This is a genomic window from Streptococcus gallinaceus, from assembly GCF_024170225.1.
GTDB lineage: Bacteria > Bacillota > Bacilli > Lactobacillales > Streptococcaceae > Streptococcus > Streptococcus gallinaceus.
This window is the reverse complement of record NZ_JALJXU010000008.1, coordinates 16,173-39,451: the sequence shown is the minus strand read 5'-3', so window position 1 is coordinate 39,451 and position 23,279 is coordinate 16,173. Positions and strand designations below refer to the sequence as shown.

The following is a 23,279-nucleotide window of genomic DNA, read 5'->3' as shown; positions in this document are numbered from 1 at the left end:
CCTCCTATTTCTTAAAAACTTCAATTGCGATTTTATATTTTCCTTGTTTAGAGAAACCCAGCATTTCCTTAAAACGCACTCTGCCAAATCCTCTAACGCTAATCAGTTGCCCTAATTCGATAGATTTTGCAACTTGATTGGTTTCCACATAGTCTACCTTTACTTGGTTATTAGAAATCAGCTTAACCGCATTTCCTCTGGATAACCTAAAAGCTAGCGCCACAAACTTATCCAAGCGAAGACTAGACAAGAGTACTTCCTGTCGCTTTCCTTCTTCAGGACTAGCTAAACGAAGCTCCATCCAGTCCAACTCCTGCCACTTGATAGGAGCCTTTCCTATCTTAGCAATCTGACTCTGAGCTAGTAGACCAAATTTTCGATCGATAAAGACAAGCGCTTGCGTATCATCAATCAAAATATCACCTAGAAATTGGCGTTTTATCCCTAGTTGGTTGAGCAAAGTGCCCAATACTTGAGAATGACTAATGGAATGAAATTTCTTTGGATAAAGAATTTCTAATGCCATTATATCATAATCTTGGCTATCTAACTCATAATAAGTGGGCGCAAGGATAATTCGTGAGAATTCTGTCTCCACAAAATCTCTGCTAGAAAATGCTTGTAGCTGAAAATAGGCTGCAATTGAATGAACAATTTCTTCTTGTTTTGGATTGCAAAAGCTGGTTAAACGATAAGAATAAGTTTCTTCAACCTGATAACAAAGGTCGATTATTTTTTCAACGAATCCTTCTTCTCCTGAAGCAAAATGCTGAAGAAGTTTCTTCTCATCCTTCTTCATCTTTAAGATGCAAGATAGAACAGATGAATCAGAAAGCGAGATAGCAAGTTCATTGCAATCATCACCACAAAGACTGTCCAATCCATTCCCACAAATTGAAGGTTCAATTTATAAAAGGGTTGGAGAACAGGTTTTACCAACCAGATAACCAGTTTACCAAACCAAGTTTCGTATAGTCCTGGTATCCAAGACATCAGAACGTAGGCCAATAAAACATAGGAATAAATCTCAATCGCTTTTAATAGTATAACAATAAAAATTTGCATCTACTACCTTCTCATATCAAAATCAAATTGACCATCTGCATCCGAACCAGATTGAACAGAACGCAAATCCTCAATATTCACCGTTACATTGACCGGTGTCAGCAACCACATCGTATTTGACACTTTTTTCAAATTACCAGAAAGAACTGAACGCGCACCATCTAAATAATCTAAACAGCGACGAGCTTGTGTCTCTGACATGTACTGAAAATCAATCAAAACGCTAATATTGTCCAATAGAAGATTGACAATCTCAGGTGCTTCTTCATATTTTTTAGGGAATTTGATATCAATGGTTGTACGTGATTCCGAACCGAATCCTCCTTGCGTACGAAGCTCTTGTTGACGTTCGTTTAAGCGTTGCAAATTTGATTTTTCTGTGTGAACAGGTTGACTCCGACGTCTCATAGGGACCTCTTCTGTCTCCCGTCTCTCCACTGGTTGCGGGGCAGGTGCAATACGCATCTTAGCAGATTCGTCAGCTGCAAAACGTTCCGCGCGCTGATCTTCATATTCAGCTGAGTCATCAATTTCAAAATAGCTAATCATGCTTTTTAATCTATCTTTAAATGCCACAGTTCTCTTCCTTCTTATTTAAAAAATGCTGTACCAATCCGAACGAAAGTCGAACCGTTATCTATTGCTTCAGTAAAATCACCACTCATTCCCATACTCAATTCAGTAAAGGGCATATGAGGAAGATGCTTTTCTGCCAATTCTTTTCTGAGTGACTCTGCCTTTGAGAAAATCGCATTTAATTCCTCATGGCTGGCTTCAAATGGAGCCATGGTCATCAGTCCAACAAGTTCCACCTGCTCAAAATCCTTCATGACATCGACGGCCTGATCTATCTCTTCAATCGAAAAGCCGTGCTTGCTTTCTTCTCCAGAGATATTAACCTGAAGAAAACACTTAACTGGCTTTGTCGCACGTTTGTTGATTTCCTCAGCAAGTTTTACTGAGTCCAAAGCATGAAAATAATCAACATAATTGATTACAGCTTTTACTTTCCGTCTTTGTAAACTTCCAATCAAATGCCAAGTGAGATTTTCAGAAGAAAGTGCATGATATTTATCAAGAAACTTATCAACACGATTCTCACCAATATGCTGAATACCATTTACCAGTTCTTTAGCAAGAGAGCTGTCAACATACTTGGTGACAGCTATTACTCTTACTGAATTTTGAGGGCGATTGGCCTGTTTAGTAGCTAATTCTACCGCTGCAAAAACAGCATCTCTATTTTTTTGAATTGTCATCTTAGTGATTTCTGAAGAATGGTGGTGTATCCAACTCATCTTCAGTATCTTCGATTGCAAACTTTTCTACTGAAACAGCTGGTTTGCTTTCTGTGTCTACCGGACGCACAATACTTTCACGACGAAGATCCCATTCGCCAAAAGCTGAAGTTTTTGGTGTATCTTCATAGTTACGGTTTGTAACAACCGGTGCTGTTGTTGCAGACATGTCATAGCGAACTGGACGTACGCTTCCTGTTGGAGCAACATCTGCGCGGTGACGAATTGCTTTTTCAGCTGTTTCTTGACGAACACCTGTTGCAACAACTGTTACACGGATTTCATCTTTCATTGTATCATCAATTGAAGTACCCAACCAGATATTGACACCTTGGCCAGCAGCTTGATGCACAATTTCTGAAGCTTCTTCTGCTTCTGTCAAGGTCATATCGTAACCACCTGTTACGTTGACAATCACATCGTCAGCGCCATCAATTGTTGTTTCAAGAAGTGGTGAGTAAATAGCACGACGTGCTGCTTCTACTACACGGTCTTCTCCAGTACCGATACCGATACCCATCAAGGCGTTTCCTTTGTTTTCCATAACTGTCTTCACATCGGCGAAGTCCAAGTTAATCAAACCAGGATTAGTAATCAAGTCTGTAATACCTTGAACACCTTGACGAAGAACGTTATCCGCTTCGCTAAGCGCTTCAAGAAGAGGTGTTTTCTTATCAACGACTTCAAGCAAGTTGTTGTTTGAAATGATCAAGAGTGTATCAACTTGCTCCCGAAGGGCTTCAATTCCTTCGATTGCATAACCGCCGCGCTTGTTTCCTTCGAAACCAAATGGACGAGTCACGACAGCAACTGTTAGTGCTCCCAATCCTTTTGCGATACGAGCGATAACTGGTGCAGCACCTGTACCAGAACCACCACCCATACCAGCAGTGATAAAGACCATATCAGCGCCAGTCAAAACATTTGTCAATGCTTCTTCGCTTTCCTCAGCAGCCTTACGACCAACTTCAGGTTGACCTCCGGCACCAAGACCACGAGTCAATTTTGGACCTAATTGAATAACTGTCTCTGCTTTTGAACTGCTCAAAGCTTGAACATCTGTGTTAGCTGCGATAAATTCAACACCAGAAACACCTTCTTCAATCATACGGTTAATGGCGTTTCCACCGCCACCGCCGACACCAATAACTTTAATTACAGCACCAAGATTAGCTGCTGCTTCAAATGAAAATGACATACTTTATTTTCCTTCTCTTTCACTATTCAAACATACTACCAAAGAAACCACGCACCTTATCCGCAAATGGAACTTTTGGTTCACTTGCTTCATAGTCATCTGTATAAGATGGACTAACTGGTGCCACTTCAGGCTCAGCCTGCAATTCAGTTGTCAAATCTTTCTGAACTGGCTGTACTGCTGGACGTACACGTGGTGTATCAAATGGCACCTCAACAGGTTTTTGACGAAGTGTCGCTTCACCTGTAACTGCAACCTGTGCGATACGCTCCACATCATCCAAGCCACCCACATATTCAACAACACTAATCACGTGTGCAAATGCTGGGTTACGGATACCAATTTGATTTGGAACAAAGAGTTTAGTGTGAACGCCAAATACTTCTTGAGCCAATTCGGCGATACCTGGCAAGATGGCGCCGCCACCAACCAGAACGACACCGCCCGGTAAATCCAAAGCGCGAGTGCGTTCCAAGTCTTGTTTCACTTTTGTGAAAATTTGACGGAGACGTGCAGAGATTACTTCTGACAAGTAGCGTTCTGTTACTTCGACAGGGGCATTTTCGCCAATCACTTCAACTGTGAATTTTTCTTTCTCAGTCGCTTCCTGCGGGTAAGCAATACCGTAGTTGAATTTCAAGTTTTCAGCGATGCTTTGTGATGTTGTCAATACTTTTGAAATGTCTTTTGTGACATAATCGCCACCTTCTTGATAGACATTTGTGTATTGCAATTCTTGGTTACGCATCACTGCAACTGTTGTTTGGCCACCACCAAGGTCAATCACTGTTGCACCAAATTCTTTTTCACCTTCGTTCAAGACAGAACGTGTGATAGCAAGTGGAGAAATCACAATGTTTTCAACTTGAACACCAGCACGCTCAACAGTTTTACGAAGGTTGTGAAGAATCGTTCTTGGTCCTGTGTAAAGGAGACCACGCATTTCAAGACGGATCCCCATCATGCCACGTGGATCTTTAATTCCTTGGAAGCCATCCACGACAAATTCTTCAGGTACAAAGGAAATCACTTCACGTTCTGGCGTCATGCTCTTTGTAAGAGCTGACTTCACAACATTTTGCACATCCAAATCAGTAATTTCTTGTGAATCCGTTGTAACAGGAATCATACCTTGTGTTGGCTCGATTTGAAGAAGATTAGCAGGTAGTCCCACGTTCACCTTATCAATACGGATTCCTGCTTTTTCTTCTGCTTGAGCAAGGGCAGTTTTGATTGCACCTGCTGCTACATCAATATTTACAATAATTCCATCCTTGACACCAGCACTTTTTACGTTGCTCACGCCAATGACATTCATTTCATCATTTATATATTCTGCCACCAATACTTTGATGGAGCTTGTTCCAATATCTAATCCTGTAAAAAAGCCATCTCTAGCCATCCTATCGGTCCCCTCTTACTTTCGACTTTCAAATATTTATCCCATTTCATAAAAATAGAATTATTCATCCTTCATTATACCATACAATGTGGAGAAATGGGGATTTTTTCTATTATTTCTCAAAAAAACTCCTCATTCTATTGAGCATAAGAAAAAATACCAACTTCCATATCTACGACGCTTGCAGCCGTTAATTGCGGAGTAATTTTTTCATAGTATGGCAATTTGCGCTCAACTTCAGACAATGGGACTAAAACCTTATTTCCATCATACATCGTAAGCGTTAACAAATCCGATGTCGCCCTGGTTGGAGTCAAATCTACTGTTTCGATATTTTTCACGATATCTGACTTAACCTTGACCAATTGCAAGACCAACTCCTTCACTAGATCTGCATCTTTTAAATTGATACTGGTATATTGCTTAGGGAGCTGGTCTGATTGGATAGCCGTTTCAGAGATAGCTCCGTTAGACAAGACGGAGTGGTATTTGTCCCCTTTTTTTATGAAACCAATCTCTGTATATTCTTCCACCTGAATGGTAAAGTTTTGTGGAAATTGATAACTTATTTTGGCGGACTTCACCCAAGCACTTGTTTTTTCAATATTTTTAGCATAATCATCCTTGTGAAGCAAGGTAGTCAAGGCGTAATCTCTACTTGAAATTTGGCTATAAGCCAAGACTTTATCCGCTGATAATCGATTATTGCCAGTAACTGTAAAATTCTTTTGCTTGCTGTAAGGACTGATAAAATAAATCGAACTGATAACGAGGAAGAAACTAACCAAAAAGACGGGGACACTTTTCCAAATAATCGCGCTCGGAATAGGTTTCCTTTTGACTCTTGGAGCTTGAGTTTCCTGCTTTTCCTCCTTCTCCTCAACTTTTTTCAAGTGTTGGAGTGAGGGATGGCTCTCTTTTTCCTCTTGAGTCTCTTCTTGCTCGTCGTCCTGCATTTTACTAGATAAATAGGCCTGATGACGAGCCTTCCATTGTTGAAAAAACTCACTATTATCCGCAGTGTCCACTTCTTTTTCTGCTAGCTCGGTATCACTTTCTTCAACCGAATTCGAAGCTGTTTCTTCCAATTCTTCCACAGGTTCTTGTACAGTCTCTTGGTCTTTTAGATCTCGTTCTGTCATTTATCCATCTTTCTTTCCATATCTGTCAGGAGCAATTCGTAGAAAGAATCTACAGATTGGATTTCTGTTGAATTTTCCATATTTGAGAGGTAAAAATCTTTTTCGTCCAATAGGGCAGTTACATTTTTTATCAGATTATCCAAATTCAATTGGCTCTCATCCATCTGCTCCGCATAGCCTTTTTTCTCAAAATATTGGGCATTTTCCAGCTGATCTCCACGACTGGCTTGACGACCAAGGGGCACAATCAAGTGCAACTTCGCCATGGCAACCAATTCAAAAATGGTATTGGAACCACCTCGTGTTACGACCAAATCCGCTTCTTCCATCAAAGGCAGATACAAATCCGTCGCATAATCCACACGATAGAGGTTTTGTGATAGTTCATTAAGCGCCGGGTCACCAGTCAGGTTGATAATGTTGTATTTCTCGGTCAGAGCAGTCTTGTTTTCTGTGATAAAGTCATTGAAAACCTTGGCTCCCGCTGAACCTCCGATAAACAATAATGTTGGCAACTGACTATCAAAATACGACAAAATTTCTGGCATTTTCAGATTGACAACATTGGTTGCTTGCTGAACCTTTGTAACTGCACCCACATGCTTGATTTTTTCCAAGGTGTGGTTTTGCTCAAAAGTGCTGTACATAGTAGTCGCGAATTTATAAGCAATTTTATTAGCCAAGCCCATCGATAAATCGGACTCGTGTACATAAACAGGGACACCCAAAAGGCGCGCAGCCACTACTGGCGGCACGGACACAAATCCACCTTTTGAAAAGAGGGCTTGCGGGCGAATTTTGGCAATAATCGCTACTGATTGTAGCACGCCCCAGCCAACTTTAAAAACATCTAACATATTTTGCCATGAAAAATAGCGACGCAATTTCCCTGTTGCAATCGAGTGGAATTGAATTTTTAATCCAGACTTGGTCACCTGTTCATGCTCGACACCCTTGACGTCACCAATGTAATGAACCTCCCAACCATCTTTTAAAAACTGCGGAATCAATAATAAATTGAGGGTGACATGACCAACCGTTCCACCGCCTGTAAACACAATTTTCTTGGCCATTTTATTCTCCCTTGAGCGCTTCAAATGCCGCGATGAATTCATCACCACGTACTTCGAAATTCTTGTACATATCCCAAGATGCATTGGCTGGACTAAGGAGAACGACGTCCCCTTGACTAGCTAATTCAAAGGCTTTTTTCGTCGCATCCTTGACATCTGTAGCATCCACATAGGGCACTTGGGCTTTTTCAGCTGCACGTTTAACACGAGGGGCAGATTCGCCAAGAATGACCATCTGTTTTACCCCTGTAATATCTGGCACCAGTTCATCAAATTCATTGCCACGATCTAGACCGCCTGCAATCAAAATGACCTTGCTGTTATCAAATCCTGACAAAGCTTTTTGTGTTGCTAAAGTATTAGTTGACTTGCTGTCGTTATAGAATTTGACACCTGAGACTTCACCAAGTGACTGAAGACGGTGTTTGACACCGCCAAAATGAGCCAAGGTCTCCTTGATGGCTTGGTTGTCAATACCTGATAACTTGGCAACCGCAATGGTTGCGAGGGCATTTTCCACATTGTGAGAACCTGGAACGCCAATCTCCTCAGCTGCCATAATGGCTTCACCTTTAAAATACAATACACCCTCTTCTAAATAAGCCCCGTCTACCTTTTCAGTCGTTGAAAAAGGCACCACGGTAGCTTGGGTTTTATTTGCCAAATCCTTGGCCAAGTCCTGGTTGAAATTCAACACAATGACATCATCTGCTGTCATCTGTTCTTGAATATTCCACTTAGCCGCCACGTAGCCTTCAAAGTCCCCATGATAATCCAAATGGGTCGGCATGAGGTTGGTGATGACTGCAATATGAGGATGGAAATGTTCCACACCCATGAGTTGGAAAGAAGATAATTCCATCACAAGCGTGTCCTTTTCACCTGCCTCTTGGGCAACCGAAGATGCTGGGAAGCCAATATTCCCACAGAGTTTTACGGATTGCCCACCAGCATTCAAGACTTCTGCAATCATAGTCGTTGTGGTTGTTTTTCCATTTGAACCTGTAATCCCCACAATCGGAGCTTCCGAGATGAGATAGGCCAACTCAACTTCTGTCCACACAGGGATTCCTTTTTTCAGCGCTTTTTCCACCATTGGATTGGTATAGGGAATTCCGGGATTTTTCACCACAAGTGAAAATTCTTCATCTAGTAAATCCAAGGGATGGCTGCCACAGATCACTCGAATACCTGCTTCTAATAAATTTTGTGCGGTTGGATTTTCGTCAAATGGCTTTCCGTCATTGACGGTAACGATAGCCCCTAACTTGTCCAACAAACGTGCCGCTGACTCACCAGATTTGGCTAATCCTAACACTAAAACTTTTTTATTTTCAAAATTTTTGATTGATTTCATAATAATTCCATTCTAAGATTGACAATACTATTATTGTACCACTTCTAGCGGAAGTTTATCAAGCGAGAGAAAAGAGCCTGGAAATAAATCCAGACTCTTTTATTTTAGTTGTTTGTTTTTCTTATCCATAAAATAGATGTCCCGCAACCCCCAATAGCCAATCAAGCACATACCAATCACAATCCATAGTTCAGGAGGAGATTGAAGAACTTGTAAAAAGCCTAGGACAACAGCGATAACCAAACCAACCATCAGAAAGACGGATGCCACTAGGTTCATGGTTCCTTTGACATTGCGAGGAGCCATAAAAACGTAAAACAAAACCAGCATCATGGCTAAAATCAAATAAAACATGGCATTTCCTTCCCTCTGTTGATAGTAGACAAGAGTATTTCAGAAGCTAGATTAGGCTTCGTCGAGAGCTACTTTTTTCTTTTTGTTGGCTTTGTCACGTTCAGCCTTGTTGAGGATTTGCTTACGCAAACGAACTGACTCAGGTGTTACTTCCATGTACTCATCGTCGTTCAAGAATTCCAGTGATTCTTCAAGTGTCAAAATACGTGGCGTCTTGATAACAGCAGTTTGGTCTTTGGTTGCAGAACGAACGTTTGTCATTTGTTTTGCAGTTGTGATGTTGACACCGAGGTCATTTTCACGTGAGTTTTCACCGATAATCATTCCTTCGTAAACTTCTGTACCGGGGTTTACAAAGATTGTTCCGCGCTCTTCAATACGCATGATAGAGTAAGTAGTCGCTTTACCTTGGTCAATCGAAACAAGGGCACCACGATGACGACCACCAATTTCACCTGGAACAACCGGCAAGTATTGATCAAAGGTGTGGTTCATGATACCGTAACCACGTGTCATTGACAAGAACTCAGTTGAGTATCCGATCAAACCACGCGCAGGAATCAAGAAAATCAAACGCGTTTGGCCGTTACCAACCATTTGCATATCCAACATGTCACCTTTACGCTCTGAAAGGGATTGGATGATGGCTCCTTGGTATTCTTCTGGTGTGTCGATTTGTACGCGCTCAAATGGTTCGCATTTAACGCCGTCGATTTCTTTGATGATAACTTCTGGACGTGATACTTGGAGCTCATATCCTTCGCGACGCATTGTTTCGATAAGGATTGACAAGTGCAATTCACCACGACCTGAAACAGTCCATTTATCTGGTGAGTCAGTTGGGTCAACACGAAGAGATACGTCTGTTTGAAGTTCAGCCAAGAGACGTTCTTCAACTTTACGCGATGTAATCCATTTTCCTTCACGACCTGCAAATGGTGAATTGTTTACCAAGAAAGTCATTTGAAGAGTTGGCTCGTCGATACGAAGAACTGGAAGTGGCTCAACACAGTCAGTTGGTGTGATAGTTTCCCCAACAAAGATATCTTCCATACCTGAAACGGCAATCAAATCACCTGCTTTAGCTTCTTGGATTTCACGGCGTTCAAGACCAAAGAAACCAAAGAGTTTTGTAACGCGGAAGTTTTTCGTAGTTCCGTCAAGTTTTGAAAGGGTAACTTGGTCACCAACTTTAACTGTACCACGGAAGACACGTCCGATACCGATACGTCCAACGAAGTCATTGTAGTCAAGAAGAGATACTTGGAATTGAAGAGGCTCATCTGAGTTGTCAACTGGCGCTGGAATGTGGTCGATGATGGTATCGAAGATTGGTGCCATTGTTTGTTCTTGGTCAGCTGGATCATCAGAAAGTGAAGATGTTCCGTTGATAGCTGATGCATAAACAACTGGGAAGTCCAATTGGTCATCATCTGCACCGAGCTCGATGAAGAGTTCCAAGACTTCGTCTACAACTTCTGCTGGGCGAGCTGATGGTTTGTCGATTTTATTCACAACCACGATTGGAATCAAGTCTTGTTCCAAAGCTTTTTTCAATACGAAACGGGTTTGTGGCATTGTACCTTCGTAGGCATCAACAACCAAGACAACACCGTCAACCATTTTCATGATACGTTCAACTTCACCACCGAAGTCCGCGTGTCCTGGGGTATCCATGATGTTGATACGAGTATCGTTATAGGCTACGGCTGTATTTTTAGCAAGAATGGTGATACCGCGTTCTTTTTCGATATCGTTTGAGTCCATTGCGCGTTCAGCTAATTCCTTACGTGCATCCAAAGTTTGAGATTGCTTGAGCAACTCATCAACAAGAGTCGTTTTACCGTGGTCAACGTGGGCAATGATGGCAACGTTACGGATATCATTTCTTAAGTTTGTCATGTTTTCCTCTATAATATTTATTTTATTTCAACCCTAGCATTATACCACACTTTAAGGAAAATGGCAGAGCTGAGTCAATTGTAAATGTTTTCCTAAGGAAACATGAAAGAAAAAAGAGACATTCCTGCTTCTTTCACCTACAAATTCCAATTCTATAAATTGCTTAAAACTAAGTTTGTTGGTTTCATCTGGCCAAATGATTTTGTGCTAAATACTATTGAGTTTTTATTAAAAAAGCGTTTTCAAAACTATTTCAAAGTAGTATAATAATAAATAGAATAATATAAAGGAGTTATCCATATGAAAAAGAAATTATGGCTCATTACCTGCTTACTACTAGGTCTATCCAGTCTAGTCTTTGCAAGCGAATCTGTCTACGCCGACTCGCCAATTTACCGACTCTACAATCGTTCAAACGGTGAGCATCTCTACACAACTTCTCAAAATGAAAAAAATGTTCTCTATAGTCAACATGGTTGGGGATATGAGGGAGTGGCTTGGTATGCACCAGATGGCGGAACTCCCGTTTATCGTCTCTACAATGCAGGATTGCAAAATCACCTCTACACTTCAGACTTAAACGAAGTTCGCGTTCTTACTTCCTACCATGGTTGGACAAAAGACAACAATGGCCAGCCTGTTTTCTATTCAGGAGGTGGAACACCTATTTACCGTGTCTACAATCCACGTTTGCGCGGACTCCATCATTGGACAACTGACCGCAATGAATACAATGTATTGCCAAGACATGGCTGGTCTCAAGAAGGGATTAAATTCTATGCAAATCAATTAGGAAATCCTATTCGCACCCAGTATGCTAACCCTCAACCTGCACCCCAACCCGCTCCTAGCCCACAGCCTGCACAACCATACTATCCAAACTGTGCCGCTGTAAGAGCTGCAGGTAAGGCACCGATTCGCAGAGGAGACCCTGGTTATAGTTATGATCTAGATCGTGATCGAGATGGTATTGCTTGCGAAATTAGATAAAAAAGTCCTGAGATGTTTCTCAGGACTTTTTTATGCTTTTTCTTACAAAATATTTTCAAATTCTTCACGAACAGCTTCAGGCCAGACGCTGGATTGTACTTCTCCGATATGTTTTTTGCGAAGCAAGAACATAGCCAAGCGAGATTGGCCGATACCGCCACCAATTGTTAATGGGAAAAGACCTCGTAGAAGGGTCTTGTGCCAGTCATATTCCAAGCGATTCTCGTCTCCTGTAATGGCACATTGGCGTTTGAGCGCATCTTCGTCAACACGGATTCCCATAGACGAAATTTCAAAGGCGGAACCTAGTTGCTCGTTCCAGACCAAAATGTCACCATTGAGACCCTTGTAGCCATTTTCAGATGGGCTTGTCCAGTCATCATAGTCCGGTGCACGGCCGTCATGTGGTTTTCCATCTGCTAATTCGCCACCAATACCAATGAGGAAAACAGCACCGTATTCTTTGGCAATCTCATTTTCACGTTCTTTCGGTGTCAAATCTGGGTAGCGCTCAACCAATTCTTCCGAATGCACAAAGGTAATTTGCTTTGGCAAAATCGAGTCGATGTCATAACGCGCTTCAACTGCCAACTCGGTCAGACGAATGGCTTTATAGATCTGCTCAACTGTTTCTTTCAAATAGGCCAAATTCCGGCGACCATCTGGAATCACTTTTTCCCAGTCCCACTGGTCCACATAGACAGAGTGAGTTTGGTCCAAGGAATCCTCATCTGGGCGCAAAGCTTTCATATGAACAAAGAGCCCTTCGCCTTCATTGAAACCAAAGCGAGCCAAGGTATGGCGTTTCCACTTGGCCAAGGAATGAACGACTTCATAGCTTGCGTCTGGAATCAGCTTGACATTTACCTTAACCGCATTTTCCACACCGGACAAATTATCCTGCATCCCGTCGCCAACACGACTCAAAATAGGTCCTTGCACTTCCACCACTTCTAACTTATCTTTTAGATACTGAGTGAAGGTGTTTTTTACAAAGGAAATCTCTTCCTGCTGATGAATGAAACTTTTTTTCATATAGAAACCTCTCAAAATAAGTTAGTACTATTTTACTACTTTTCAACAAAAAGAAAAGCCCTTTTCCAGACTTTTCTAAAATTTTCTGATAATTTTGTTGCTTTATCATTTTAGCAAGCGACACTTCTAGCAAATCATCCTAAAATTATATATCAGTTGAATATACTTCGGCTATTTTTAATTCTCCAATAGCTGTTCCAAGACCGCTTCAAAACCCTTTTCTGTCCAGATGACAGGTACGGGGTAGATGGCGTTGGCTTCTGCTATGGCTTGTTGGATGAGTTGAGGAAAATCTTCTTTTTGCAATTCTGGAATGGTAGCTGAAATACCAAATTGGTCTCGGAATTCCTTTAATTTAGCAATAAATACTTGCGCTTTTTCTTCTTGAGTCCGTCCTTCTAAGCCAATCCAATCTGAAAAATCTGCTAATTGCGGATGCACAGCTTTATCAAATTGCTCTAAAACAAGAGGCATGAGTCTGCTGTTGATTTCCCCATGGACCAAGCCGTAGCAAGCTCCGATGGCATGTGAAATGGCGTGGATGTAGCCGACAAAATTGGTCGTAATAGCAAGACCTGCATAGTAAGAACCTACCAGCAAGTGCTCACGCGCCTCAAGATTGCTCCCATCTTCGACAGCTAGGGGGCAAGTTTGTCATGAGAAGGGGCAGAGCTTTTTGACCAACCTCCTTGGTCTTGCGGCTGGCATAGCGATTGGTCAGTATTTCGATGACATGACTAATCGCATCCATCCCAGATGAGATGGTTAAAGAAGCCGGCAATGTCGCTGTTAGTTGAGCGTCTAAAATGACACCCTTTGGGACTAACTTCAAGTCGTTGATTGGTTTTTTGACGTGTTTGCCATCGATTTCCTGAGTAATAACAGCATCTGCTGTAACCTCTGATCCAGAACCTGCAGTTGTTGGCATCGCATAAAAAGGCGCAATGACCGTGTTAAGAGGCTTGGATGTGACGGGTCAAATTTTGGATTTGAGACACAAGCACCTGTAATCTTGGCACAATTAAGTACAGAACCGCCACCAATGGCAACAATAGCTTGGTGACCTTGAGACAGATAGGCCGATTTGGCCGCTAGGACATTCTCAATCGTTGGGTCTAGCTGTATCTCTGTAAAAATACTATAGCTGATACCAGCTTGGTCAAACCTGCCAAACTTCCCCGCTTCACCATACCAGGAGTGGTTATGACAAAGACGGACGTAATCTCCTCTTTCTCCAATAAATCCGCTAAGTTATCTAGCTTCCCAGTACCGACGACCAACTCTTGCTTATAGGGAATCATCCCCATCACCTTAGCAGTAATCAATTGTCTGGTTCGTACGAAATAACGTGTCATCTATCTTCTCCTTAAACTGTTTAGCATTATAGCACATTCTCTCATAAAATACGAAATAACGTGTCATCTATCTTCTCCTTAAACTGTTTAGCATTATAGCACATTCTCTCATAAAATAGGAAAATGCTTGTTCATGACAAAAGACAGTAGACTTTCTACCGTCTCTTAATTTTATTTACTTGCGACTACATCTTTATAATTGGAGTTTTGCTTGATTTCCGCATCAGCTCCCCAAAAGGCTTTCCCTGCTTCTGCATCATCGGTCAAGTAATATCTAAACCAAGCTGTCATATAGCCATCCATTTGCAGATGAGAATTTCCATGGTCAACACTTTTTTTCGAGCATAGAGTTTGGCAACTGTGCTTGGCAACTTCTGATAATTCTCCTCCAGACTCCACAGGGGCGCAATCCCTTGCATGATGCCCTTCTTCTCGTTTGACTCAATGTCTTTGGCCTCAGCCGTCCCCGCGTCAAACGCTCCCGTTCCCGCTGTCATGAAGGTCGGTGCTGCAATTAAGCTCATGTCGTAAATCCAACCACCTGAAAAACATTGGTATGATAAGACGAAGTTGGGCTGACCGCGTAGACAGCTTTGATCCGATCTTTGTTGCTCCATTTTCCAGCCATATTAAAAACTGCTGGACCGCCCTGCGAGTGACCTCCAATCCCAATCCGCTCCGGGTCTAATTTTTGATAAAAAGGACTCTCTTTTCGACTGTTTGCCTCAATCAGAAAATCAATTATCTTATTGAGCGACTCACCTGTCCGAGTATTCTCATCATCATTTCCAACGGCAATAAATCTCCAAGAAGCTAAATGGGTCAAAAATGCTTTATAGGTGCTGGATTTGCTGCCTGTTCCATTGGCAAAAATGACAATCGGATACTTTTTATCCGAGTTTTTCATTTTCTCAGGATACCAAAGAGCATATTTTTTGATGACCTCGTCATCCGTCTTGTATTCCGTATAAGAGACCTTATCCTCTCCCGTGGCTGTATAGATTTTCTCAATCTTTCCAGCTGTCTTGGTGTACTTAGTATAATTGCCCTCTTTTTGCTTCCCAACAAAGAGCAATGCCGCAAGTGCAATCAGTAAAATAACAATAATAACCAATAAAATTTTTCCTATCTTTCAAATCATTCCCATGATTTCTTCCTTTTCACTATATAGCTACCATATTACCACACTCCTACCTCTCCTCCTAGTAAATGACTTCATGTTGGTAGCATGTCCTAATGTGCAGATGAAAATCTTGTCATGTTAGCTGCATAGCTCAATCTACAACCGGAAATCTTGTCATGTTGGCTTCATGGCTCAATCTACAACCAGAAATCTTGTCATGTTGACAGCATGACGTCATTTACGAGTAGAGACTGCCTCATGTTGCTAACAGAATAGTTTATGGCTTGTTATGTTTCAAACTCTCTTCCACCGCTTCTGCCAATCCTTTGGTCATGCGGCGTGGTCCGCGGACCGACTTGACTCCCAGCTCTTTCATGCGTTCCAGAGGAAATTCTTGCGATAAAAAAGTATGAATCAACTCCACCTGCATGAGGGACTTTTTCCCTTCCTCGGGATAGAGGGTGTTGGGCACCTGACTAGCCAATACTTTACAAAGATAGCGCAGTTCTTGCGCGGGGGCTGTCACATACATGGCAACCAAGTCCCCTTTTTGAATAGTAGCTTTCTGCGTCCAGTAGACTATCTTGTGTTCCGCAAATTCGGCATCCAAATCAAAGACTTTTGGATTGGCCGGAATCAGCCAATAATCCGGCCCACTACTTGGATAATAGCCCTTTGGTGCTGTCAGACTTCTGCTGGCAGCAAGGAGGGAGAACAACTCCGCATCCGACAATCCATCGTCTAAAACAACAGAAACCCAGGACTTTTTGGACATGTGATAGGATGGATAGACCGATGGTAACGCAAGCACTTGCTCCATTTTCTCAGCTGGAACCTTTATATTTACCACTTCAACTTCTCTGTCGACTACTGTTGAGTCTAATTTCTCCATTTGTAAGGGAAATACAAGCGCATACCATTTGCCTGCTACTCGATAGGAAAAATACTGGGGATGCTTTTCAAAAGGACGGTCCGACACATCGCCCCACTCCTTGGCAATATACTCCACTAACCTTATCCCCTGCTGGGAGATTGCCAATTTTTCATGACTACAAGCCGCCACAATCTTTTCCAAAACAGCCGTATAGGCCTGCCGTACTTGTCCAACGAATGCACCTCGGACCTGGCTCACACGAAAGGCCGTATACTCTTCCTCCAAGTCTAGGTCCCACACACGGCTATGGACAGAACCATCCGCACGCAGCCAGACCTGAGCTTGAAAGGCACCGTCTAACATCTCTTCTTTATAGAAATAATCCGCCCCATCTCTGACGAAACCAAAAGCCAGCAGACTGCCCCGATTGATTTCTTTTCCTTTAAACATCTCTTCTTCTATCGTCATTCTTTCTCCTCCTACGGAAAAAGCGACTCGCGTCGCCTCTAATATGCTTGTGTCATAGCCGTTAATTGGACACTTTGACCTGCTGATGTTGTCACAGTGTACATTTCTCCCAACTTCAGGTCAGCTGAACTGAAGAGAATGTGAGAGGCTCCAACGTTACTAGTGTAGGTTCCTACTACATTACCAGCTGCATCTTTCACCTCTAGACGGTCTCCCTTAGCCACATAAAACTCATCTGCTAAAAAGGGGTGACTAGCCAGATGAAAGACTTCTGCACCAATCAAAGAGCCCAGCCCCCAAAGAGTGCCACCTGCTAATTGACTCTGTCCTTCGACATCCAAACTTCCATCCAGTTGAGAACTCGTTTCAAGAGCAAATTGACCTCCATTCACTGTCAAAGAACCATTGGAATCCAAGGCGTCACCCGCAGCTAGAATGCTTACTTCGCCACCATTCATAACGATATCAACATCCGACACAGTACCTTCTTCATAAAAAGGATCTTTGGAAACAATTCCATCATCTGCAGAAACGATTTTACTCACTCCACCATTGATTGTCACATGTTTGCCAACATAGCCTTCATAGGAGTTAGTCACCGAAAGATTCCCGTGATTGATAATGAGCTGATTTCCTGCCACGAGACCTGCATTTCCCTTGTCAGAATTAGTCGAAAGGTTCATTTCGCCACCGTTGATGGTGAGATTGGCTTGCTCAGGGTCCTTATCGTGTAGGGTTGCCAGTCCAGAACCTTGTGACTCAATCGCTATTTTCCCGTCTTCCACCACTAAATCTTCTGTGGCAAAAATCCCGTACTTAGAAATAGCTGTCATGGTGAGACTACCCGCACCTGTGATGGTCACATTGGTTGCAGAAATCCCTGTCTCTGCTTCAGACAAGGTATTCTTCGAACCTTTTGCCAGATGAATGATATTTGTCCCTTTAGACTTCATGGAAATCGAAGCTATTTCAAGACTATCCAAGACCAGAGTGACATCCTCCGTCACCTGATCTCCGACTTGAATAGTCACTCCCTTTCCTTTTCCAGAAATATAAAATTCCCCACCCGCAGTAATCTGGATGTTTTTTCCGTCTACCGTAACCGCCTCACTGTTACTGCTACTTTCATCATTTTTCACAAGAATTTTCTGCCGATTATCCTCTTTCTTAGAAACCGACTTGGGTACTAAAGCCACTTCGTGCTCCTCGAGATACGAAATACTCGCCATGGTCGCTCCCGTCAATAGAAGAACAACCGCTGCTAGTAAATACAGCCTTTTTTCCATCACATATCCACCTTGTTATACTTATATATAAGTATAACACAGATTCTCAGATAAAAAACCGACGACGACCAAAATCTGAAAAGTTGGGGCAGGAGAAAAGACTGGATGAGTTGATCCAGTCTTTTTCACACAATTACCCTTTTATTACAAATATAGCACTAATCTTTTTTCATCTTTTTACCGAGACCAAACAAGATGAGAGTAGTAGATAGGATGAGTCCGATAAAGCTGAGGAATACTGTTGAGCGTTCACCTGTATGTGGCAAGGCTTTAGCTGCTTTCCCTTTTCCAGTAACTGCTTTTGGAGACGTTACTGTAGTCGTGCTCACTTTTTTGTCGGCTGCCATCGATGAAGTTTCTGCAGATTTTGACTCTTTGGATGGTTTGTCTTCCTTGTAAGCCGAGTCAGTTTTGTCTTGTTTCGCTTTTGGTTCTTCCTTCTTAATTTGGTCACCCGCTAGGAAGAAAGTAGTTGAAGAGCCTGTTGTGACAGGTTTTGTCATCTCGACACCATTCACCACTGCAGTATAGATGGTTCCGTCAAGCAGGCTATTTTCAAAGGTTACATGACCTGTTTTATCGGTCACACCCTTTGCCACTTCTAGGCCTAACTTGTTTTTCAAGACGACTTCTTGACCAGCCAAGGCTTCTGATTCTTCATTGACCACTTTGATAATGGCCTTTCCAGCTGAAAATGTAACTTTTTGTGTTCCTTTTCCTTCCACATAAAAGGCAGCCGCTTTTTGACTCTTATCTTGGTCAGTACGAACAGTGTAGCCCTGCGGTTTGCCATCTACATTTACACTGATATTGCGAGATAATGGCAAATTGTCAAAACGAGCTTGGCCCTTGTCATCCGTTTTTTGAACAGCCAGTTCAACTGACTTTCCGTCAGTGATGTCATACAACCGAACTTCTTTCCCTGGAATGACACGTTGGTCCTTGTCTAACACCGTTGCTGTAAAGCTAAAACTTCCTTTGACAGGTGTGGCGTCTGCTTCTTTTGGCGCTGGGGATGGAATTGCGGAAGCAGGTCTTTCAATCAATAGAGACCGGCTTTGCCCTGGTAAAATAGGGTCTTTCTGCACACCATCGACAAATACATCATAGAATGTTCCATCCACCAACTTATCAGCAAAAACAACCTTACCAGAAGCGTCTGAAATCCCTTTTCCAACTTCTTTGCCTTCTTTGGTTTTGAGACTAACCGACTGACCTGAATAGGCTTCACCCTCTTGGTCACGGATGGTCAGAATGATAGACTGTTTGCTGTAAGACGGTGCTGCTGTACCGACACCATCAGCCTTAAAACTTCCTGTCTGAGTGGAGCCGGCTACATCTGTCCGAACAGTGTAACCTTTGACAACACCATCAACAGAGACACTGAGACTACGAGATAGAGGGAGATTGCTAAACGTTGCTTGACCATTTGCTCCTGTTTTTGCACTGGCCACAACTTTTGCTACACCATCAGTCACATCACTCACGACGACTTCTTTACCTGCCAAGGCATGGTCATCCTTGTCCAAAATGGTTGCCACAAAATTAAACCCTTGGCCAACCGATGCCACGCGTGGTGCTGCTTCCTCCGCCAATGCAGCATTGGGACCAGCCATAGATACTGCTAATCCAGAAAGAGTTGCTACAGTGAGGAGACTGAGCTTGCGATAGGATACATGATTCATAAAATATACCTTTCTACTTAACTGGTTAACTATACAACCAAACAAAATGTTTTTTATATCGTTAACCAGTTAATTATTTTACCCTGTAATCTTATCAGACCTACTATGACTTGTCAAGAGAAGAACACGATAAAACCACTCCTATTCTATGATAGGGGTGGTTTGCTGTGTCTTAGAGTTTAGTTTTCCGAAGCAGCCGCTACTAGAGCATTTTTACGAATATGCAAGCAAATATCCGTGTAGGCATCAGCTTGACTATCAATGGTCATCTGATAGGCCTCTCCGTATTGCAACTGTAGACGCTGGTCGATATTGGCTAGGCCTACACCGCCGCGTTCTAATTGCGCCTGACTTTGCTTTTGCTCTTTATATCCTGAGCCATTATCCCAGACAGATAGGATGAGTTCCTCATCATTTTCCAAGACAGATACCTTGATTTTACCAGGTCTATCCACTTCCTTGATGCCGTGGTAAATAGCATTCTCAACAAGGGGCTGCAAGATAAGTTTGGGAATCAACAGGTCCTGATAGCTAGCCAAGGGCTGAATCTCATAACTGAGCTTGTCGCCGTAACGTTCCTTCTGGATAAAGAGATAGTGTCTGACATGTTCTAATTCATTCGCAAAGGAAATCCATTCATTGCCTTGATTCAGAGCCAGTCTAAAATACTGGGCTAGCGATTTGGTCAAACTCACCACGCGCTTGCTATCGTTAAATGACGCCATCCAGACAATCGTATCCAAGGTATTGTAGAGAAAATGCGGATTGATTTGACTAGCTAGCGCTTCTAGGCGATAGCGACCGATTGCCTGTTCATTTTCCGCAACAGCTTGCATCAAGCGGTCATTCTCGTCCAACATGGCATTAAATTGCTGGGCCAAGTCCACCAGTTCCTTGGAGCCCACTTCCCGGGCACGAAGCTGGTAATTGCCTTGTTTGATATCTTCTATTACCATCTGCAACTCACGAATAGGCCGAATCCACAAACGCAACATCAGCATAATTCCCAACACGCAAATGACCGTCACCGCAGCGCCAAAGCCAAAAAGTGACCAAAACGTCTGTGATTGCAACTGATGCAAGCGCTCAAGAGAAGCCACTCCCACAATCGTCCACTGGCTTGTTGGCAGAAGCTTTTGATAGACAAAACGATTTTTAGAGGCCACATAGCCGTTTTTCTGTGCCAAATAAGGCGTCAGCGCAGCCATTTCTTCCTTAGAAGAATAGACTGAGCTCATGGGATGGTAGACAAATTCATGCTGATTATTGACGATAAATGCAAAGCCTTTTTGTCCTAGCTTGACCCCATTTAGGGAACTCGTGATGGTATCATAGCCCAAGTCCAGGCGCAAAACACCTAGATTGCTCCCATTGCTGTCCACGACTTCCTGAGTTACAGACACCACCCACTTGTCTTTTTGATTGGACAGTTGGCGTGCCGGTGTGAGGACCGGCATGGCCTTTTGGTCAATGGCTTTTTGGTACCAACTTTCTGCCATCATATCAGACGATGTTTTCATGCTGAGCGACGGATTGGTGCTGAGGAGCCGTCCATCTTTGGTCACGAGTACAGCTTGGAGCAAGTCCTTATTGGTAGCCAAAACGGTCTCCAGTAGCTTCGTGACATCAGCGTCAGCTTGCTTCTTGCTATCAGAGGCAAAGGATAGGACTATTGGATTTTGGGAAAGGGCAGAGCTGGTAACCTTTAACTGCTCCATGTAGCGATCAATGGACTTGGCACTCTGCTGAATACTCTGACGAGTCTCATCTTCAATCAGCTGCCGAATGGTCTTTTCGCTCGACTGATAATAAGCCATCCCTAAACTCGTCACCAAGCATAGCACAACCAGGCTAAAGGAAAGCATCAATTGAACCAACAAGGGCATTTTTTTCATCAACTCTCCTCCTTTTTAAACTGTCTCGGGGTCTTCCCCACAATCTGCTTAAAGCGTGACGAAAAGTAATTCATGTCTTCAAAGCCAACCTGCTCTGCTATTTCATAAATCTTCAGATCCGTCGTTAACAGTAAAATCTTCGCCTTTTTCATCCGCTCCTGAATCAAATAATCTTGAAAGGGCAGTCCCAATTCTTTTTTCAAGAGCACACTTAAATAATTGCTGCTAAAACCAAATTCATGTGCGAGGCCTTTCAAAGACAAGCCAGGATCCCCCAGACTTTCTTGAATCCGTGCCTCAATAGCCGTCACTTCCTTGTTTTGTGTCAAGACTTGCAGCTTTTTTTGCTTTTTCAGCTCATCTAGCTGCTTTTTAACCTTAGCCAGAATGCCTTCTACATCCTCAACGGAAAAAGGCTTCAAAAGGTAGTCATCTGCCCCCAATTTCAAGGCAGACAGGGCGTAGTTAAAGTCGTCATAGCCCGTCAAAAAAATCAAGCGTGTGGCAGGAGCTTTTTCTTTGATGAGCTGCGCCAGTTGAATGCCGTTTAACTTGGGCATATTGATGTCCGTTAGGACAATATCATAATCCTCTTTTTGATATAAGTGCCAAGCCTCTTGGCCGTTTTCAGCCTCGTCAATCTGACCAATACCGAATTGCTCAAAAGAGACCAAAGAACGAATACCTTGTCTCACAAGGTACTCGTCTTCAACGATTAGTAAACGATACACACGATTCTCCTTGGTGATTCCTTCTCTTATTATAGCAAACAATCACCACTTCTGCTTAGTCCACTTCATTTAAGAGATAATCATAGCCTTTTTCAGCCATCTGATCCTTTGGAATGAAACGGATAGACAGGCTATTGATACAGTAGCGCAAGCCTCCTTTGTCAGCTGAGCCATCTGTAAAGACATGCCCAAGATGAGAGTTGCCGCTACGACTTCTGACTTCTGTTCGTTCCATATTAAAGCTGGTATCTTTCTTGTAAGACACGACATCAGGACTAATCGGGCGACTAAAACTTGGCCAACCACAGCCCGACTCAAATTTATCTTTGGAAGAAAAGAGCGGCTCACCTGTGACGACATCGACGTAAATCCCTGGTTTAAATTGATCCCAGTAACGATTTGAGAAGGCTTTTTCTGTTTGATTTTCTTGAGTGACCTTGTACTCATCTGCTGAAAGCATCTTTGTAATCTCTTCCTGAGACGGTTTTGGGTACTTGCCCTTATCGATAACAGGGTAAGTAGCCTGACTGAGATTGATATGGCAGTAGCCGTTCGGATTCTTTTTCAAGTAATCTTGATGGTAATCTTCTGCCAACACCCAGTTGGCAAGCTTGGCTTTTTCTACCACGATAGGCTTTTCAAAGTCAGCGGATTTTTCCTTAAAGACCTGCTCAATGGTCTCCTTGTCTGACGCATCGGTGTAATAGACGCCGGTACGGTATTGACTACCGCGGTCATTGCCCTGCTTGTTGACGCTGGTAGGGTCAATGATTCTAAAGTAATGCAGCAAAATCTCTTTCAAGCTAACTTGATTGGCATCGTAGGTCACATGAACCGTTTCGGCGTGTCCCGTCTGCGAAATCAAGTGATAATTGGTCGTCTCATCCTTGCCGTTGGCATAGCCGGATTCAGCATTTAAGACACCGGGGACTTTCTCAAAATAAGCTTCCACACCCCAAAAGCAGCCGCCTGCTAGATAGATGTCTTTCTTGTTTACCTTGCCCATTTTCTTCTCCATTTTCCGGTCATTGTCCTTCATAAAAGGC

Annotated in this window: 25 protein-coding genes; 1 reads left to right on the top strand and 24 read right to left on the bottom strand. The window is 42.8% G+C overall.

The window, feature by feature from the left end; translation table 11 throughout:
* Positions 1-4: 4 nt before the first annotated feature.
* From J2T50_RS09150 to typA, 11 genes are all read right to left on the bottom strand, one after another.
* Positions 5-799 (bottom strand): YlmH family RNA-binding protein, encoded by a 795-nt coding sequence (locus J2T50_RS09150; RefSeq protein WP_253365948.1) that lies wholly within the window; start codon positions 797-799, stop codon positions 5-7.
* Between the two features lie 2 nt (positions 800-801).
* Positions 802-1,065, bottom strand: a complete 264-nt coding sequence (locus J2T50_RS09145) for a YggT family protein (protein ID WP_253365946.1) — start codon at positions 1,063-1,065, stop codon at positions 802-804.
* Between the two features lie 3 nt (positions 1,066-1,068).
* Positions 1,069-1,641, bottom strand: a complete 573-nt coding sequence (locus J2T50_RS09140; protein ID WP_253365944.1) for a cell division protein SepF — start codon at positions 1,639-1,641, stop codon at positions 1,069-1,071.
* 14 nt (positions 1,642-1,655) lie between these two features.
* Positions 1,656-2,324, bottom strand: coding sequence for a YggS family pyridoxal phosphate-dependent enzyme (locus tag J2T50_RS09135; protein ID WP_253365942.1), 669 nt, complete (start codon positions 2,322-2,324; stop codon positions 1,656-1,658).
* 1 nt (position 2,325) lies between these two features.
* Complete coding sequence (gene ftsZ, locus J2T50_RS09130; RefSeq protein ID WP_253365940.1) at positions 2,326-3,561, bottom strand: cell division protein FtsZ; 1,236 nt, start codon at positions 3,559-3,561, stop codon at positions 2,326-2,328.
* Positions 3,562-3,583: 22 nt separating this feature from the next.
* Positions 3,584-4,963 carry a cell division protein FtsA gene (ftsA, locus tag J2T50_RS09125; RefSeq protein WP_253365938.1) on the bottom strand — a complete coding sequence of 460 codons (1,380 nt, stop codon included), beginning with the start codon at positions 4,961-4,963 and terminating at the stop codon, positions 3,584-3,586.
* A gap of 137 nt (positions 4,964-5,100) precedes the next feature.
* A complete protein-coding gene (locus J2T50_RS09120) occupies positions 5,101-6,105 on the bottom strand; it encodes a cell division protein FtsQ/DivIB (protein ID WP_253365936.1) in 1,005 nt (334 codons plus the stop codon).
* Complete coding sequence (locus J2T50_RS09115) at positions 6,102-7,178, bottom strand: UDP-N-acetylglucosamine--N-acetylmuramyl-(pentapeptide) pyrophosphoryl-undecaprenol N-acetylglucosamine transferase (protein ID WP_253365934.1); 1,077 nt, start codon at positions 7,176-7,178, stop codon at positions 6,102-6,104. The genes J2T50_RS09120 and J2T50_RS09115 overlap by 4 nt, the downstream gene beginning before the upstream one ends.
* A 1-nt stretch (position 7,179) precedes the next feature.
* Entirely contained in the window at positions 7,180-8,535 is a 1,356-nt protein-coding gene (gene murD / locus J2T50_RS09110) for a UDP-N-acetylmuramoyl-L-alanine--D-glutamate ligase (protein ID WP_253365932.1), read from the bottom strand.
* A 99-nt stretch (positions 8,536-8,634) separates the two neighbouring features.
* A complete protein-coding gene (locus tag J2T50_RS09105; RefSeq protein ID WP_253365929.1) occupies positions 8,635-8,889 on the bottom strand; it encodes a DUF3165 family protein in 255 nt (84 codons plus the stop codon).
* Positions 8,890-8,940: 51 nt separating this feature from the next.
* Positions 8,941-10,791, bottom strand: a complete 1,851-nt coding sequence (typA, locus tag J2T50_RS09100) for a translational GTPase TypA (protein WP_253365927.1) — start codon at positions 10,789-10,791, stop codon at positions 8,941-8,943.
* 300 nt (positions 10,792-11,091) lie between these two features.
* On the opposite strand from typA, the gene J2T50_RS09095 reads away from it, so the two are divergent.
* Entirely contained in the window at positions 11,092-11,781 is a 690-nt protein-coding gene (locus tag J2T50_RS09095; protein WP_253365918.1) for an excalibur calcium-binding domain-containing protein, read from the top strand.
* Positions 11,782-11,823: 42 nt separating this feature from the next.
* Here J2T50_RS09095 and asnA read toward each other — a convergent pair whose 3' ends face one another.
* The 13 genes from asnA to msrB form a co-directional block, all read right to left on the bottom strand.
* Positions 11,824-12,816: an aspartate--ammonia ligase gene (gene asnA, locus J2T50_RS09090; RefSeq protein ID WP_253365916.1), complete on the bottom strand. Its 993-nt coding sequence runs from the start codon at positions 12,814-12,816 to the stop codon at positions 11,824-11,826.
* Positions 12,817-12,993: 177 nt separating this feature from the next.
* Complete coding sequence (locus tag J2T50_RS09085) at positions 12,994-13,416, bottom strand: dehydroquinate synthase/iron-containing alcohol dehydrogenase family protein (protein WP_253365914.1); 423 nt, start codon at positions 13,414-13,416, stop codon at positions 12,994-12,996.
* 13 nt (positions 13,417-13,429) lie between these two features.
* On the bottom strand, positions 13,430-13,762 hold the full coding sequence (locus J2T50_RS09080; protein ID WP_366515785.1) for an iron-containing alcohol dehydrogenase: 333 nt from the start codon (positions 13,760-13,762) through the stop codon (positions 13,430-13,432).
* On the bottom strand, positions 13,645-13,923 hold the full coding sequence (locus J2T50_RS10580; protein ID WP_354279927.1) for an iron-containing alcohol dehydrogenase: 279 nt from the start codon (positions 13,921-13,923) through the stop codon (positions 13,645-13,647). Before J2T50_RS10580 ends, J2T50_RS09080 begins: the two co-directional genes overlap by 118 nt.
* Before the next feature lie 8 nt (positions 13,924-13,931).
* Entirely contained in the window at positions 13,932-14,171 is a 240-nt protein-coding gene (locus J2T50_RS09075) for a hypothetical protein (protein ID WP_253365910.1), read from the bottom strand.
* 287 nt (positions 14,172-14,458) lie between these two features.
* Entirely contained in the window at positions 14,459-14,695 is a 237-nt protein-coding gene (locus tag J2T50_RS09070) for a hypothetical protein (protein WP_253365908.1), read from the bottom strand.
* Complete coding sequence (locus tag J2T50_RS09065) at positions 14,692-15,285, bottom strand: poly(ethylene terephthalate) hydrolase family protein (RefSeq protein WP_253365906.1); 594 nt, start codon at positions 15,283-15,285, stop codon at positions 14,692-14,694. The genes J2T50_RS09070 and J2T50_RS09065 overlap by 4 nt, the downstream gene beginning before the upstream one ends.
* A 286-nt stretch (positions 15,286-15,571) precedes the next feature.
* Positions 15,572-16,636: an MmcQ/YjbR family DNA-binding protein gene (locus tag J2T50_RS09060; protein WP_253365904.1), complete on the bottom strand. Its 1,065-nt coding sequence runs from the start codon at positions 16,634-16,636 to the stop codon at positions 15,572-15,574.
* A 38-nt stretch (positions 16,637-16,674) separates the two neighbouring features.
* Positions 16,675-17,922: a carbohydrate-binding domain-containing protein gene (locus J2T50_RS09055; protein ID WP_253365902.1), complete on the bottom strand. Its 1,248-nt coding sequence runs from the start codon at positions 17,920-17,922 to the stop codon at positions 16,675-16,677.
* A 158-nt stretch (positions 17,923-18,080) separates the two neighbouring features.
* The gene (locus tag J2T50_RS09050) at positions 18,081-19,607 is read right to left on the bottom strand and encodes an LPXTG cell wall anchor domain-containing protein (RefSeq protein ID WP_253365900.1); all 1,527 of its coding nucleotides are present in this window, start codon (positions 19,605-19,607) and stop codon (positions 18,081-18,083) included.
* A 179-nt stretch (positions 19,608-19,786) separates the two neighbouring features.
* Positions 19,787-21,502, bottom strand: a complete 1,716-nt coding sequence (locus J2T50_RS09045; RefSeq protein ID WP_253365898.1) for a cache domain-containing sensor histidine kinase — start codon at positions 21,500-21,502, stop codon at positions 19,787-19,789.
* The gene (locus J2T50_RS09040) at positions 21,502-22,233 is read right to left on the bottom strand and encodes a response regulator transcription factor (RefSeq protein WP_253365896.1); all 732 of its coding nucleotides are present in this window, start codon (positions 22,231-22,233) and stop codon (positions 21,502-21,504) included. Before J2T50_RS09040 ends, J2T50_RS09045 begins: the two co-directional genes overlap by 1 nt.
* A gap of 55 nt (positions 22,234-22,288) precedes the next feature.
* A complete protein-coding gene (msrB, locus tag J2T50_RS09035) occupies positions 22,289-23,272 on the bottom strand; it encodes a peptide-methionine (R)-S-oxide reductase MsrB (protein WP_436300339.1) in 984 nt (327 codons plus the stop codon).
* Positions 23,273-23,279: the final 7 nt, after the last annotated feature.